General features: G+C 70.8%; 9 protein-coding genes and 2 riboswitches. Of the genes, 8 read left to right on the top strand and 1 reads right to left on the bottom strand.

The window, feature by feature from the left end; translation table 11 throughout:
* Positions 1–6 precede the first annotated feature (6 nt).
* The 8 genes from WMF20_RS22560 (at position 7) to WMF20_RS22595 (ending at position 14,615) form a co-directional block, all read left to right on the top strand.
* On the top strand, positions 7–882 hold the full coding sequence (locus tag WMF20_RS22560) for an ABC transporter ATP-binding protein (protein ID WP_437616694.1): 876 nt from the start codon (positions 7–9) through the stop codon (positions 880–882).
* Entirely contained in the window at positions 879–4,547 is a 3,669-nt protein-coding gene (locus tag WMF20_RS22565) for a hypothetical protein (protein WP_437616696.1), read from the top strand. Before WMF20_RS22560 ends, WMF20_RS22565 begins: the two co-directional genes overlap by 4 nt.
* Positions 4,548–4,877: 330 nt before the next feature.
* Positions 4,878–5,085, top strand: a riboswitch (cobalamin riboswitch).
* 248 nt (positions 5,086–5,333) lie between these two features.
* A complete protein-coding gene (locus WMF20_RS22570) occupies positions 5,334–6,740 on the top strand; it encodes a dockerin type I domain-containing protein (protein ID WP_437616698.1) in 1,407 nt (468 codons plus the stop codon).
* Positions 6,741–6,807: 67 nt separating this feature from the next.
* On the top strand, positions 6,808–7,818 hold the full coding sequence (locus WMF20_RS22575) for a hypothetical protein (protein ID WP_437616700.1): 1,011 nt from the start codon (positions 6,808–6,810) through the stop codon (positions 7,816–7,818).
* Between the two features lie 202 nt (positions 7,819–8,020).
* Positions 8,021–8,229: riboswitch (cobalamin riboswitch) on the top strand.
* A gap of 256 nt (positions 8,230–8,485) precedes the next feature.
* Positions 8,486–10,930: a ribonucleoside-diphosphate reductase subunit alpha gene (locus WMF20_RS22580; protein WP_437616702.1), complete on the top strand. Its 2,445-nt coding sequence runs from the start codon at positions 8,486–8,488 to the stop codon at positions 10,928–10,930.
* A gap of 59 nt (positions 10,931–10,989) precedes the next feature.
* A complete protein-coding gene (locus WMF20_RS22585) occupies positions 10,990–11,946 on the top strand; it encodes a ribonucleotide-diphosphate reductase subunit beta (protein ID WP_437617155.1) in 957 nt (318 codons plus the stop codon).
* A 120-nt stretch (positions 11,947–12,066) separates the two neighbouring features.
* On the top strand, positions 12,067–14,379 hold the full coding sequence (metE, locus tag WMF20_RS22590; RefSeq protein ID WP_437616704.1) for a 5-methyltetrahydropteroyltriglutamate--homocysteine S-methyltransferase: 2,313 nt from the start codon (positions 12,067–12,069) through the stop codon (positions 14,377–14,379).
* Complete coding sequence (locus WMF20_RS22595) at positions 14,376–14,615, top strand: cysteine-rich CWC family protein (RefSeq protein WP_437616706.1); 240 nt, start codon at positions 14,376–14,378, stop codon at positions 14,613–14,615. The genes metE and WMF20_RS22595 overlap by 4 nt, the downstream gene beginning before the upstream one ends.
* Before the next feature lie 43 nt (positions 14,616–14,658).
* Here WMF20_RS22595 and WMF20_RS22600 read toward each other — a convergent pair whose 3' ends face one another.
* Positions 14,659–15,252 carry a DUF7676 family protein gene (locus WMF20_RS22600; protein WP_437616708.1) on the bottom strand — a complete coding sequence of 198 codons (594 nt, stop codon included), beginning with the start codon at positions 15,250–15,252 and terminating at the stop codon, positions 14,659–14,661.
* Positions 15,253–15,256 lie beyond the last annotated feature (4 nt).

Below are 15,256 nucleotides of genomic sequence, written 5' to 3' on the forward strand. Positions count from 1 at the left end.
CCTTCCATGCAGCTACGCGTCCGCGGGCTGGACAAGACCTACCCCGGCGGCATCCGCGCCCTGTCCGGCATCGAGCTCGACGTCGGCCCCGGCCTCTTCGGCCTGCTCGGGCCGAACGGCGCCGGCAAGAGCAGCTTGATGCGGACGCTCGCCACGCTCCAGCGGCCGGACGCAGGCTCGATCCACCTCGGCGAGACCGACGTGCTCGCGGATCCGGCGGCGCTCCGGCGCCGGCTCGGCTACCTGCCCCAGGACTTCGGCGTGCATCCTGGCGTGACGGCGCGAGGGCTGCTCGATCACATCGCGTTGATGAAGGGCATCGTGGACGGCCGCGAACGCGCCCGCGCGGTGCATGAGCTCCTCGAGCGCGTCAATCTCACGGGCGCCGCCGATCGCCCGGTGGCGGAGTTCTCCGGCGGGATGCGGCAGCGCGTCGGCATCGCGCAGGCGCTCCTCGGCGCCCCGCGGCTCGTGATCGTCGACGAGCCGACCGCGGGGCTCGATCCGGCGGAGCGCAACCGGCTTCACCAGCTCCTCTCGGAGATCTCCGGCGAGGCGATCGTCCTGCTCTCGACGCACCTCGTGGACGACGTCGCCAGCCTCTGCGGCGACATGGCGATCCTCGCCGGCGGCCGGATCGTCCGCCGCGGCTCTCCCTCAGCCGCATGCGCGGAGCTCGATGGCAAGCTCTGGCAAGCGCGTGTGGCGCGCGCGCGGCAGGCCGAGGTCACCCGCGGAGTCCGGCCTCTGCAGGTGTCCCCGAGGCTCGGCGATGTCGTGGTCACCGTGGTGAGCGCGACGCGGCCCGGCGAAGCGTTTGGCCCGAAAGCGCCGGAGCTCGAGGATCTCTACCACCACAGCCTGCACGAGGCGTCCGCGTGACGACGCCCTCGGCTCAGGGTTTCGGGCAGCGGGCGCTCTGGGTGAGCGCCGTGGCCCGCGGCGAGCTCAGGCGCCAGCTCCTCGGCTCCGTGAACCTCATCCTGATGGCGTCGCTCGTCGTCCAGACGTGCATCTACGCGCTGAACTCCGAGTACATGGCGCAGATCGGCGCCAGCGATGTCCCGCGCAACTCGCCGTACGTCATCTACCACTTCACGAGCGACAACGGCTTCTGGCTGATCTTCTTCCTCGCGCACATCATGACGAGCGCGGTCGTCGACGACCTGAAGCACCGCTTCGCCGAGGTCGCCTACACGTTCCCCTGCGGGCCGAGGACGTACCTCTTCGGCAAGTACCTGGGCGCGCTCGCCTCCGGGCTCGTCGTCGCCGCGTCCGTATCGATCTCCTGGGTGCTGGTGCCCATGGCGATGCGTCACCTCGCCGGGCGCGCCGACCTGTTCATGCCCACGCCCTGGAGCGCGGTCGCGCACGCCTATGCGCTGTTCCTCGTGCCGAGCGTCTTCGGATTCGGCACCCTCTACTTCGCCGCGGCCGTGCGGAGCGGGCGCTCCGCGCCTGCGTATGCGCTGTCCTTTCTCGTCATGGCCGTCTGGATGGTTGGTATCCTCGTGCTGTGGCGAGGGGGCGTGGACCGCGAGGCAGGGGAGTGGCTCGACCCCATCGGCTATAACTCCGTCGCCGCGCAGCTCTCGTACTGGACGGCCGAAGAACGCATCCGCGGCACGATGAGCCTGACGGGGCCGTTCCTGGCGAACCGGCTCGGCGTGATGGGAATCGGTGCGCTCGCGCTCGTCGCCGCTTTCGCGAGGCCGAGCGCGGAGCGGCTCCTCGTCGGCTACCAGCGGGGCGAGGCCGGTGGATCACGGGGGGTGTGGGGCCGTGGGCAGGCGACCCGGAGCCCCGGGCATCCATCCTGCGCGCAGACCTCGAGCGAGGCGCCCGCGCTCCCGAGGCACGAGGCGAAGGCGCGCTTCGACACCCGAGCGCAGGGCCGCGCGGTCGCGCTCGTCGCGTGGCAGCTCCTCGCCGAGAGCCTCCGCGCGCGCGGCACCCGGATGGTGCTGCTCTTCGGGCTGATCCTCATGGTGGCGAGCGCCATGTTCCAGCTCGACGGCGGGGCGGACGGCCCGCAGCTGCCCTGGGCAGGCCTCGTGGGGCTGCGGCTCGTGGAGTTCTTCTACATGCCGACGGCGATCTTTCTCTGCTCCTCCGCTGGCAGCTGGGTCACGCGCGAGCGGGACGCCGGCTTCTCGCAGATCCAGGACGCGCTTCCGGCGCCGACGTGGGTGATCGCGCTCCCGCGCGCGCTCGCCCTCGCGGGGCTCGCCCTCGCGCTCGCGCTGGCCCCGACGCTGAGCTTGCTCCTCGTGGAGCTTGCGATCGACCGCGCCACCTTCGCCCCGCGCGAAGGCATGTTCTTCGCGCTCGCCGTCATCTGGCCCGCGAACCTCCAGGTCGCTGCGCTGGCGCTCTTCTTCTACAGCGTGGTCTCGCGCCGCGCGCTGGCCCATTTCCTGGCGTTCAGCGCCGTCTTCCTCTGCGTCATGAACCACTCGCTCAGCGTGGTCTCGCAGACGGCGCTCCAGTACGCGATGCCGATCCACGTCTTCTATTCACCCCTCACCGGCCTCGCGCCGTGGATCACCCAGGCGATCTGGGTGAACGGCTGGCTGCTGTCGGTGGCCGCGGCGATCGTGTTCGCCGCGGTCCTCTGGTGGCCGCGCGGCACGGAGCTCGCCTTCCGGGCTCGGCTTCAGCGCGCGCTGCGCGAGCGCTCGTCGGGCCAGATGATGGTGCTCGGCGGGATCGTGGCCGTCGGCGCCCTCTGCGGGCTCCGGGTGTACAGGGCCGTCAACATCGAGAACAGATACCGCTCGCCGGGAGAGGAGCGCGCAGAGGCGGCCTCGTACGAGGCGACGTATGTCGGGGTCGCTGCTGCCCCGAGGCCGCGTGTGATGGAAGGAAAGCTCGAAGTCGAGCTCCGCCCGGCGGAGCGCGAGGCGCGCATCGCCTACGAGCTCACGCTGGAGAACGGTGGATCGCGGCCCATCGAGGCGCTCGACTTCGACGTCCCGGAGAAGCTCTCCCTCGCCGCCATCGACGCGGAAGATCGAACGATCGCGTCCTGGGACCGCGACGATCGCCTGCGGCATCACCGGATCACGCTCGGGCGGCCCCTGGAGTCCGGAGAGACGGTCCGCGTCACCTGGCGCGGCGCGGCGGCATGGCCGTCGTTCGCCAACGAAGGCAAGCCGCACCCGATGTCCTCCGAGGGGGCCTGGCTCCAGGACCGCGACCTGCTCCCCAGGCTCGGGTACGATCGGCGACGAGAGCTCCGCGCCGAGGGTTACCGTCGCGAGCTTGGATTGCCAGCGCGGCGCCCGCTCCCGAGCGCCCCCGATGCGGCATCTTTCCAGCAAGCGTACGGCCTGGAGAGCACGGCGTTCCCCTTGGCCGTCACCGTGCGGGCCCCGGACGCGCTCGAGCTGGTGGTCTCGGGCGCGGCGGAGGGGCACGGGCAGGTCGAAGGGCGCGTGTCCGGGTCCGAGCGGCTCGCCATCGTCGCTGGCCGCTACGCGCGCACGAGCGGCACCTTCGGGGGCGCAGAGGGCGAGGTGTCCGTCGACGTCTACCACCACCCCGAGCGGGTCTCGGTGGCGCGCGCCTTCTGTGATGCGGCCGTCCGGTCGCTCGGCGCCTTGTCGGCGCGCTACGGCGATTATGGACGTCCACGCGTGCGCATCGTCGAGGTCCCGAGGGAGATCAAGGCGACAGGGCTGTTCGGCGACGTCCTGCTCCTTTCCGAAGAGGATGGCTGGGACGACGCTCCCGAGAACCCGGGCGTCCTCTTCGCGACGGCGCGGCACCTGTCGAAACGCTGGTGGATCGATCGGCTGCACCCCGCCCTCGTCGCCGGTTACGCCACGCTCGGAGAGGGATTGCCCGTCCTGAGCGGCCTCGTCACCGTCGATGCCGTGCTCGGCCGGGAGACCCGCAGGGCGATCTCGGACCGCATCGGCGAGAAGGTGCTGCGCTCGATCGCGGAGGCGCGCGAGCCTGTCGTCCCGCTGATGGAGGCGGACGCGGGCGCGTACGTGCCGCTCTACGCGGGCCTCGCGATGCAGCGGCTTCGCGATGAGCTCGGCCCGGACGCCTTCGACGGCGCGCTCCGGCAGCACCTCGGCGTGCAAGGGGGCCGGGGAGCGCCGGGTGCGAGCCTCGCGTCCCTTGCCTCGACATGGGAGGCGCTGCCCGGCGCCGGCTCGGCCGCACAGGGCTTGCGAACCGTGGAGTCCTGGGCCGTCCGCGCCCTCTCGGCCGACGGCGTGCCCGGCGAGGACGGGCGCTGGAATATCAGCCTGGATCTCGCGTTCACGCCATACACGTTCGAGGGGCACGCGTGGCGCCCTTCCGTCGCGCCGGCCTCGGCGCAGGCTCCCATGACGCTCGCGCTGCTCGACGACGCCGGCAATGAGCTCTCCCGCGTGCTCGCGACGCGCAGCCCCGGCGCCGATCGCGTGACGTTCACGTCGGAGCGCCGTCCGGCCGCCGTGGTCGTCGACCCGGATCGCGTGCTCCTCGATCGCAGCCCGCAGCAAGATCGCGCTGCAATTCGGCGCGCGGGGGTGCGCTGGACGCGCTGAGCGCCGCCGTGGTCCGCCCCCGCTTCCGCGGACAGTCTCACCATGCGCGAGCGCGGCTACATGGGCCTTATCCGAGCTCCATCGGTTCATGCAGGCGAGCCGCGTGTGCGGTCGCACGTCACGTCAGTCACCAAGATAGTTGAGCGCCTGGGCGTCGAACTGCCGCTCGAGCACCTTGGGGGCGATCGGGTCAGTGTGCCGCGAGCGCACGCGGCGAAGGCTTGTACGGCCAAGCCCGGCGCATCGATCTTCGACAGTGGACGGGCTGCATTCGTCCGCTCGTCCTGCCCCCACCCCAACATCTCGCTTGACCTGCGCATCGCACCGCCATATGTAGTGCCTCGTGTTGGTGCCCTTGGCTTCGGCCTGGGGCTCAAAAGGGAACCCGGTGCGAATCCGGGGCTGCCCCGCAGCGGTAAGCGAGAACGATCTCCACGACGAGCACTGGCCTTCGGGCTGGGAAGCGGTGGACCGTAGGAACCCGGCGAGAGCCGGAGCGCTCGCGAGCCCGAAGACCTGCCAACATCCTGCGTCGGGGAGACATCCCGCGCCGGTTTTGACCTGGAAGCCTCGAGGGAGGTGGGGAGGTCCGAGCTGGCGCAGACGCACGCGCCGTCCCGGTTCCGATCCGTCCCCCGAGCTTTCTTTCGCAAACGCCCGCGGGGGCGAAGGGTCGGTCCGATGATCATCTCCCAAGGTTCAGCGCCGCCGCGCGTCGCGGCGGGCTCTGTGCGCATTTCTGCATCTTCTGTCGCCGCAGCGCTCCTCCTGCTCTCGCCGCCCGCCTTGGCGGACGCCTTTGACGAGTACGCGGGGAACACGTCGTATACGTTCGACCTACCCGCCATCGCCGACGGGTGGTCCATAGCCCTGGACGGGTTCCCGACGACATCCGAGGAGATCGATGGATACGAGCTGGCCGGGCGGCTCCTCGTCGCCAACGATCAGACCTTGTACCTCCAGAAGAACTACGGATCTGGCGTCTACGTGCCCGTCGCGACGCTGAGCGACGGGCCGATGGATCCGAGCTTCCTCGCCATCTCGCCGGACGGCAGCACGATCGCGCTCGGCGTCGGCTACGGGGCGCCGCTGCTCGTGTTCCCGAGCTCGATCCTCAGCGTCACCTCGCCGCCCGACCTGCTCAGCCACGGGGACGTGATCGAGCTCGACGTCAACTACTACGACGGGGCCTGGTACGGTAACGACGCGCTCGTCATCAATGGCGGGTGGAACGGGCCGGGCGGCTACACGAGCGGCGTCTACGCCCTCGATCTGACCGCGCCGCAGATCGCGGAGATCCCGCTGATCACGAGCATCCCCGGCGCCTCCGGGGGGATCGCCGTGGACTCCGCGGGCAACCTCGTCACCGGGATCGGCTACCAGACCTCGCCCAACCGGACCGGCGAGCTCAGGATCTGGGCGGCGGCCGACATCCAGGACGTCATCGACGGCACGGCGAGCGCGTACGCCTACGGCGGCAGCGAGGGCTCGCTCCTGGCGAGCAATGTGCTGAGCGCGGCGGCGCTCGGCTTCGACGGGGACGACGCCCTGCACGTGGGCGGCGGGGACGCGTTCGGCGTCGGCGGCGCGAGCGAGAACGGCTATGCCGCGCTCATCCGCGCCAGCGTTGTCGCGAGCGTCGTCGGGGGAAGCCAGACGCCGGTGAACGAGGGGAGCTCGTCGCAGTACCTCGAGCTGACGCCGGACGCGTGCGAGGACGACAGCGCGACGTCGCCCATCGCGTTCGTCGGCCACACGAGCGCCCTGGCGATCGCCTGGAACCCGTCGGGGGACGAGTACTCGTCCCCCGCGGGGCAGTGCTACTCGGCCGGGAGCGCCTCGGATTTCTGGGAGATCGGGGTGACGCCGAAGGTGACGCTCTATTTCCCCGACGGCGCGCCGGACGCCGACAGCGACGGCGTGCCGGACGGCGCGGACAACGCCTACCTCACGGCGAACGCGAACCAGCGAGACACCGACGGCGATGGATTCGGGAACATCGCGGACGCGGATCTCGACAACGACGGCGACGTGGACACCGCCGATTACAACATCCTGGTGGCGTCGTGGAGCACCCAGCTGGGCGACCCCGGGTACAACCAGCACGCCGACTTCAATGGAGATGGGAGCATCAACACCGCCGATTACAACATCTATCTCGCGCGGTACGGCACGTCGGCGCCGTTCTACTGATCAGCACGCGGGCGCGCGCCGCGCCGGGTTCACCCCGGCGCGGCGCGCGCTCGCCTTCGGAGGTCTCATGGTTTCTCGTATCACGCGCGCGAGCGTGCTCCTGTCGGTGCTCACGATCATCGCCTGTTCCTCCGAGGGCTCGCCGTCCGGGAGCGGCCCCGGGGGAATGGGAGGAACGGCAGCGCAGGGATCCGGCGGCGCGACCGGTCAGGGAGGGGCCACCGGTTCGGGCGGCGGCGCGAGCACGTCGTCGAACGACGCCGGGAGCGGCGCGGGCGGCGCAGGGGGATCTGGCGGCGACGGCGCAGGCGGAGACGGCGGCGGCGCAGGCGGAGACGGCGGCGCAGGCGGAAACGGCGGCGCGGGCGGCGGCGGCGCGGGCGGCGCAGGGGGGTCTGGCGGCGACGGCGGCGCGGGCGGCGACGGCGGCGGCGTGGGCAGCGGCGGTGCCGCGGGCGACGGCGGCGCGGGCGGCGACGGCGGCAGCGGCGTGGGCGGCGGCGGCGTCGACTGCACGGGAGCGGAAACGGTGTTCGCCTCCGAGGTGGTAAGCCACCTCTTCGGGCCCGGCCCGAACTACGGACAGGACAGGTTCCCGAACATCGCCTTCGGTCCTCCCAAGGGCGGAGGTTGCTGCGGGGGCTCGACCGACGTGGTGTCCCTCGGCAACGGCGGCACCGTCACCTTGGGCTTCTCGGGCAACCTCATCGTCGACGGGCCAGGACCGGACTTCATCGTCTTCGAGAACCCCTTCGAGACCGGCCCGACCTCCGTGTTCGCCGAGCTCGCGACCGTCGAGGTGAGCCAGAACGGCGTCGACTGGATCGCCTTCCCGTGCACCGCCGCGGCGGCCCCCTACGGCTCCTGCGCCGGCTGGCACCCCGTGCTGGCGAACCCCGACACGAACATCCTCGATCCAACCGACCCCGAGGTCGCGGGCGGCGACGCCTTCGACCTCGCCGATCTCGATCTCAGCTTCGCGCGCTACGTGCGAATCACCGATCGGCCGGATTTGACGGGCGCGACGGGCGTCTTCGATCTCGACGCCGTGGCGATCGCCAACGCATCCTGCCCCTAGCTCGACGATCTGCGCGCCGTCGCGCACCGCTGACGCGCAAACCTCGCTCGACCGTGCACGCCCTCTCGTTCCGAAGAGCGTCGGACAGGCAGCACAGGCCTGGACGGTCGCGAGCGCATCCGTCGTTGGACAGCGATCGCGCCACATCCATGCGCTCGCCCGGATCCCCAACATATCGCTTGACCGGGGTCGCGCACCGCAATATGTAGTGCCTCATGTTGGTGCCTCGGGCTTCGGCCCGGGGCTTAAAAGGGAACCCGGTGCGAATCCGGGGCTGCCCCGCAGCGGTAAGCGAGAACGATCTCCACGACGAGCACTGGCCCTCCGGGCTGGGAAGCGGTGGACCGTAGGAAGCCGGCGAGAGCCGGAGCGCTCGCGAGCCCGAAGACCTGCCGACATCCTGCGCTGGGGAGACATCCTGCGCCGGTTTGGCCTGGAAGCCTCGAGGGAGGCGGGGAGGTCCGAGCTGGCGCTGATCCTCGCGCCCGTCCCGGTTCCGACCCCCTCCCGCGTTGTCTTCCTTTCGCCCGCGGGGGCGAGCGGTCGGTCCGAAGGCTCTCCTGGAGAGCCGGCGCACTCGCGCGCATCGGCTGGCCTCTTCGCTCTCGCGGTCTCGACGCGAGCGGTCTGGAACCGCTCCGAACGAAGCGTGACGAGGAGGATTGCCATGCTGAGCGACACAGTGACGACGAGCAACGGCGCGGCGCCGTTGCGGGCGCGGAGCGCGAGGACCGGAGGCGCCGAGGAGGCGCCCCCGCACACGACGATGCGGGTGAAGAAGCGCAACGGGTCGAGCGAGCCCGTCGACGTCAACAAGATCGTCCGGGCGGTGAGCCGCTGCTGCCTCGCCCTGTCCGACGTGGACGCGCTCCGCGTCGCCACAAAGACGATCAGCGGCCTCTACGACGGCGCGACGACGCGCGAGCTCGACCAGCTCTCCATCCAGACGGCGGCGTCGCTCATCGCGGATGAGCCCCAGTACGCGAAGCTCGCGGCGCGCCTGCTCGCGACCTATATCGACAAGGAGGTCCGCAATCAGGAGATCCACGCCTTCTCGCAGTCCGTCGCCGTCGGGCGGCGGCTCGGCCTCATCAACGAGCGGCTCCACGGGTTCGTCGCGCAGAACGCCCGCAAGCTGAACGACGCGATCGAGCCGGGCCGGGACCATGAGCTCGAGTACTTCGGCTTGCGGACCCTCTACGATCGCTATCTCCTCAAGCACCCCGAGACGCGCCTCGTCATCGAGACGCCGCAGCAGTTCTTCCTCCGGATCGCCTGCGCGCTGTCCGAGACGGCGGCGCAGGCCGTCGAGCTCTATCGCCTCTTCTCGTCGCTCGACTACCTCCCGAGCTCGCCCACGCTGTTCAACGCCGGGACGAGCCACGAGCAGCTCTCGAGCTGCTTCCTGCTCGACTCGCCGGAGGACCACCTCGAGACCATCTACCAGCGCTACACCGACGTCGCGATGCTCTCGAAGTTCTCGGGCGGCATCGGGCTCGCCTACCACCGCGTGCGGTCGCGCGGCTCGCTCATCGAGAGCACCAACGGGCACTCCAGCGGGATCGTGCCGTGGCTCAAGACGCTCGACGCGTCCGTCGCGGCCGTGAACCAGGGCGGCAAGCGCAAGGGCGCCTGCTGCGTCTACCTCGAGCCGTGGCACGCCGACGTCGAGGAGTTCCTCGCGCTGCGCGACAACACCGGAGACGAGGCCGCGCGCACGCACAACCTGAACCTGGCGAGCTGGGTCCCGGACCTGTTCATGAAGCGGGTCGAGGCGGACGGCGAATGGAGCCTGTTCGATCCCAAGGACGTGCCCGATCTCCCCGATCTCTATGGCGACGAGTTCGAGCGCCGTTATGCCGAGGCCGAGCGGGCGGGCCTCGCCAAGAAGACGATGAAGGCGCGCGAGCTCTACGCGCGGATGATGCGCACGCTCGCGCAGACGGGCAACGGCTGGATGACGTTCAAGGACAAGGCGAACCGCGCCTGCAACCAGACGGCGCTGCCGGGCCGGACCGTGCACCTCTCGAACCTCTGCACCGAGATCGTGGAGGTGACCTCGAAGGAGGAGACGGCGGTCTGCAATCTCGGCTCGATCAACCTCGCGCGCCACACGGCCGCGCGCGCGGACGGCACCGTCGCGTTCGATTTCGAGAAGCTCGCGCGCACGGTGCGGACGGCGATCCGCCAGCTCGATCGCGTCATCGACCTCAACTACTACCCCATCGCCTCGACGAGGCGCTCGAACCTCCGCTGGCGGCCGGTGGGCCTCGGGCTCATGGGCTTGCAGGACGTGTTCTTTCAGATGCGCCTGCCCTTCGACGCGGAGGCCGCGCGGGAGCTCTCGAGGCGGATCTCCGAGGAGGTGTACTACCACGCGCTCTCGACGTCCGCGGACCTCGCCGCCGAGAAGGGGCGCCACCCGGCCTTCGACGAGACGCGCGCGGCGCGCGGCGAGCTCCAGTTCGACGCGTGGGGCCTCGTGCCGCAGGACGAAGCGCGCTGGGAGGCGCTCCGCGCCCGCATCCGCGCCGAGGGGCTGCGGAACTCGCTGCTCGTCGCGATCGCGCCGACCGCCACGATCGCGTCGATCGCCGGCTGCTATGAGTGCATCGAGCCGCAGGTGTCGAACCTGTTCAAGCGCGAGACGCTCTCGGGCGACTTCCTGCAGATGAACCGCTATCTCGTCGCGGAGCTCAAGCAGCGCGGCGCCTGGACCGACGCGGTGCGCGCCCGGCTCAAGCTCGCGGAGGGCTCGGTCCAGGGGCTCGAGGAGCTGCCCGAGGAGGTCCGCGCCGTGTACCGGACGGCGTGGGAGATCCCGATGCGGTCGCTCATCGACATGGCCGCGGATCGCGGCGCCTTCATCGACCAGAGCCAGTCGCTGAACCTCTTCGTCGAGAACCCCACCATCGGCCAGCTCTCGAGCATGTACTTCCACGCATGGAAGAAGGGGCTCAAGACGACCTATTACCTGCGCTCGCGCCCCGCGACGCGCATCGCCAAGGCGACCGTGGGCGCGGCGCCGGACCTCCCGCCTGCGCCGGCGAAGGCGGCCGCGGACGTGGCGTGCGCGCTCGAGAACCCCGAGTCCTGCGAGGCGTGCCAGTGAGCCGCGTGAGCCGCCCCGCGCGCCTGCTCGATCCGGGCCTCTGCCTCACGCTGCGCCCGATGGGGTATCCGGCCTTCTTCGAGATGTACCGCGCCGCCATCAAGAACACATGGACGGTCGAGGAGGTCGACTTCTCGACGGACGTGGGCGACCTGCGGAGGATGACCGCCGCGGAGCGCCACCTCGTGCAGCGCCTCGTCGCGTTCTTCGCCACGGGAGACTCCATCGTGGCGAACAACCTCGTGCTCAACCTGTACAGGCACATCAACGCCCCGGAGGCGCGGATGTACCTGTCGCGGCAGCTCTATGAAGAGGCATTGCACGTCCAGTTCTATCTGACGCTCCTCGACACGTACATCCCCGATCCGGAGGAGCGCCACCGCGCCTTCGCCGCGGTCGAGAGCATCCCCTCGATCCGGAAGAAGGCCGATTTCTGCATGCGCTGGCTCGACTCCATCGAGTCGCTGGGGAGGCTCGAGTCGCGCTCCGAGAGGCGGCAGTTCCTCCTCAACCTCGTCTGCTTCGCCGCGTGCGTCGAGGGGCTCTTCTTCTTCGGCGCGTTCGCGTACGTGTACTTCCTGCGCTCGCGCGGCCTGCTCCACGGGCTCGCCGCGGGGACGAGCTGGGTCTTCCGCGACGAGAGCGCGCACATGCGCTTCGCCTTCGAGGTCGTGAGCACCGTGCGGCGCGAGGAGCCCGAGCTCTTCGACGCCGGCCTCTCGCGGTCGATCCTCGACATGATGGATGAGGCGATCGAGTGTGAGGCCCAGTTCGCGGAGGATCTCCTCGGCGCCGGCGTCGCGGGCCTGTCGGCGCGCGACGTGCGCCGCTACCTCGAGTTCTGCGCCGATCAGCGGCTCGTCACGCTCGGCATGCCGCGGCGCTACGGGGGGAAGAACCCGCTGTCCTTCATGGATCTGCAGGACGTCCAGGAGGTCACGAACTTCTTCGAGCGCCGCGTCTCGGCGTATCAGGTCGGCGTCGCCGGGGAGGTCGTCCTCGATGCCTCCTTCTGACATCGAGCGGGCCGCGCGCGGCCGCGTCGTCCTCGTCGCGCTCGACACGCACGGCACGCCCAGGGGCGTGCCGCCGCTCCAAACCATTCAATCGTCCTGAGAAGGGAACGGGGTCTCACCATGTCCGTGCTCGCAACATGTCTCGGTTATCCGCGTTTCGGCGTCGCTCGAGAGCTGAAGAAGGCGCTCGAGAGCTACTGGTCGAAGAGCTCGCCTGCGACCGAGCTCGAGGCGACGGCCTCGATGCTCCGCCGCCGGCACTGGTCTGCGATGAGCTCGCTGGGCATCGACCACATCCCGAGCAACGACTTCTCGCTCTATGACCACATGCTCGACATGGCGATCGCCGTCGGCGCCGTGCCGGCGCGCTATCGCGCCATCTCCGATCCGCTCGTTCGCTACTTCGCGATGGCGCGGGGCCTCCAGGATCGCGCCGCGGGCGTCGACGTCGCCGCGCTGGAGATGACGAAGTGGTTCGACACGAACTATCACTACATCGTCCCCGAGCTCGACGCCGGGCAGCGGTTCGAGCTGGACGCGTCGAAGCTCGTGAGCGAGATCGAGGAGGCGCGGGCGCTCGGCGTCGAGACCCGTCCCGTGGTGGTCGGGCCGGCCACCCTCCTGCTCCTCTCGAAGCTGGCGCCGGGGTCGCCGTCCGGCGCCAGCACGCTGGACCTCCTGGATCGGCTGCTCCCGGTCTACGAGGCGCTGCTCGGGACGCTCGCGGACCGGAACGTCGCGTGGGTCCAGGTCGACGAGCCGTGCCTCGCGCTGGACCTCGACGCGCGCGCGCAGGACGCCTGCCGGCGGGCGTTCGCCCGGCTCGCCGCGTGCGCGAAGCGGCCTCGAGTCCTCCTCGCGACGTACTTCGGCGCGCTGGGCGAGAACCTCTCGCTCGCCGCCGCGTCGGGCGCCGACGCGCTCCACGTGGACCTGGTGCGCGCGCCGGAGCAGCTCGACGCCGCCCTCGCCGCGCTCCCGCGGTCGATGTCCCTCTCGGTGGGCGTGGTCGACGGCCGGAACATCTGGCGCACCGACCTCGACGCCGCGCACCGGCTGGTCCGGCGCGCGGTCGCGGCGCTCGGGCCGGAGCGGGTCGTGGTGGCGCCGTCGTGCTCGCTCTTGCACGTGCCCGTCGACCTGTCCGCCGAGAAGCGGCTGGACGCCGAGCTGCTCCGCTGGATGGCGTTCGCCGCGCAGAAGCTGGCCGAGCTGCGCGCGCTCGCCGACGCCGCCGCGACGGACGCGCCAGGCTCGGCGCTGTTCGCCGAAGCGCGGAGCGCGCTCGCCGCGCGGCGCGCCTCGAAGCGGACCCGGAACCCGGAGGTCCGCGCGCGGGTCGCCGCGGTGGACGAAGGGATGCTGCGCCGGGCGTCGGCGTTCCCCGAGCGAGCGGGGAAGCAGCGCGCGCGCTTCGGCCTCCCGGCGTTCCCCACGACGACGATCGGCTCCTTCCCGCAGACGGGCGACGTGCGCGGCGCGCGCGCCGCGCTGCGCGCGGGCCGGATGACGCCGGAGCAGTACGAGCGCTTCCTGAAGGACGAGACGCGGCGCTGCGTGGAGAAGCAGGAGGCGATCGGGCTCGACGTCCTCGTGCACGGCGAGTTCGAGCGCAACGACATGGTGGAGTACTTCGGCGAGCAGCTCGACGGCTTCGCCTTCACCGAGAACGGGTGGGTCCAGAGCTACGGCTCCCGGTGCGTGAAGCCGCCCGTGCTCTTCGGCGACGTGTCGCGCCCCTCCGCGATGACCGTCCCGTGGTCCACGTTCGCGCAGTCGCTCACGGCGAAGCCCATGAAGGGCATGCTCACGGGGCCCGTCACGATCCTCCAGTGGTCCTTCGTGCGCGACGATCAGCCCAGGAGCGAGACGTGCGCGCAGATCGCGCTCGCGCTCCGGGACGAGGTGGCCGACCTCGAGGCCGTGGGCATCGCCATGATCCAGGTCGACGAGCCGGCCATCCGCGAGGGGCTGCCGCTGCGCCGCGACGCCTGGGGGGCCTACCTGCGGTGGGCCGTGGACGCCTTCCGGCTCGCCACGAGCGGGGTCCGCGACGAGACCCAGATCCACACGCACATGTGCTACTCGGAGTTCGGCGACATCCTCGACGCCATCGCCGCGATGGACGCCGACGTGCTCTCGATCGAGACGTCGCGCTCCAGGATGGAGCTCCTCGCCGACTTCGCGCGCTTCCGCTACCCGAACGAGATCGGCCCGGGCGTCTACGACATCCACTCGCCGCGCGTGCCGACCCTCGATGAGATGGTCGAGCTGCTCGAGCGCGCGGCGCGCGTGCTGCCCGGCCACCAGCTCTGGGTGAACCCGGACTGCGGGCTCAAGACCCGCGGCTGGGAGGAGGTCGAGGCGGCCCTGGTCAACATGGTGGAGGCGGCGCGGATCGCTCGCGGGCGGCTCGCCGGCGCGACGCCGTGATCGGCGCCGACGTCGATCCCGCGCGGTGCCCGCTGTGCGGCGAGGCGAACGCGTGCGGGATGGCCGAGGGGGCGACGACCTGCTGGTGCTTCGAGACGGCGATCCCCGCCGACGTGCTCCAGCGGGTTCCCCAGGAGGCGCGGGGCGTCGCGTGCGTGTGCAGAGCGTGCGCGACGGGGCGGAGGGATCCGGCCAAGGCGCTCGATCTGATCCACCGCCTCGTGCGGGGGAGATGACCTGCCTCCGGCTCGCGCCGGGACGATGCTCTGCTCAGGCGCCTTATCCGCACATCTGCGGGCGCCGAGGCCCATCGACCGGCGCGGGCTCGGGCGGCACGCCCGCGAAGCGCGCGCGCAGGTCCATCCAGAGCGCGAGCCTCGACCAGTCCGGGTCCCTGACGGGCTTCATGCGCGCCTGGTCGAGCCACGGGTTCGGGAAGAACACCGTCATCATCTGCTCGTCCCGCCCGTTCCAGAGCCTCAATCCCCAGCTCCTCGGGCGTCCGTTCGCGTCCAGGTCGCGATAGAACGCGGCGCGCGCGCACTGCCGCCAGCGCGCGAGCTCCGGAGGCGTGGGCCGCGCCTTCGTCCCCTTGTGCGCCCCGACGCAGAGGTGGAGGTGCCACGCGCCCGGCTCATCCGGCCCGATCGTGAAGTATCCGTCGAGGTACCCGATCCGGGGCTTGCTCGCGAACCGCAGCTCGAACACGGCCCCTTGTAGGCACGGGCCGAAATCGATCGCATTCCAGTGGTCCTCGAACAGGACCCTCACCAGCTCACAATACGTCGCCTCCGCCGGCGGGACGTCGAAGTACTCCGTCGTCGTCCCGTCGAGGTTGCGCTCGCTCGAGCGTAGCGCCGCGTCGTCGCTCATCGTG

The organism is Sorangium sp. So ce834 (assembly GCF_051521425.1).
Lineage (GTDB): Bacteria > Myxococcota_A > Polyangia > Polyangiales > Polyangiaceae > Sorangium > Sorangium cellulosum_D.

Excerpts from the sequence above, each read along its gene's own strand:
- WMF20_RS22560 (WP_437616694.1), top strand. The coding sequence starts at position 7 with ATGCAGCTACGCGTCCGCGGGCTGGACAAGACCTACCCCGGCGGCATC.
- WMF20_RS22575 (WP_437616700.1), top strand. The coding sequence starts at position 6,808 with ATGGTTTCTCGTATCACGCGCGCGAGCGTGCTCCTGTCGGTGCTCACG.
- WMF20_RS22580 (WP_437616702.1), top strand. The coding sequence starts at position 8,486 with ATGCTGAGCGACACAGTGACGACGAGCAACGGCGCGGCGCCGTTGCGG.
- WMF20_RS22585 (WP_437617155.1), top strand. The coding sequence starts at position 10,990 with ATGGGGTATCCGGCCTTCTTCGAGATGTACCGCGCCGCCATCAAGAAC.
- metE (WP_437616704.1), top strand. The coding sequence starts at position 12,067 with ATGTCCGTGCTCGCAACATGTCTCGGTTATCCGCGTTTCGGCGTCGCT.
- WMF20_RS22600 (WP_437616708.1), bottom strand. The coding sequence starts at position 15,252 with ATGAGCGACGACGCGGCGCTACGCTCGAGCGAGCGCAACCTCGACGGG.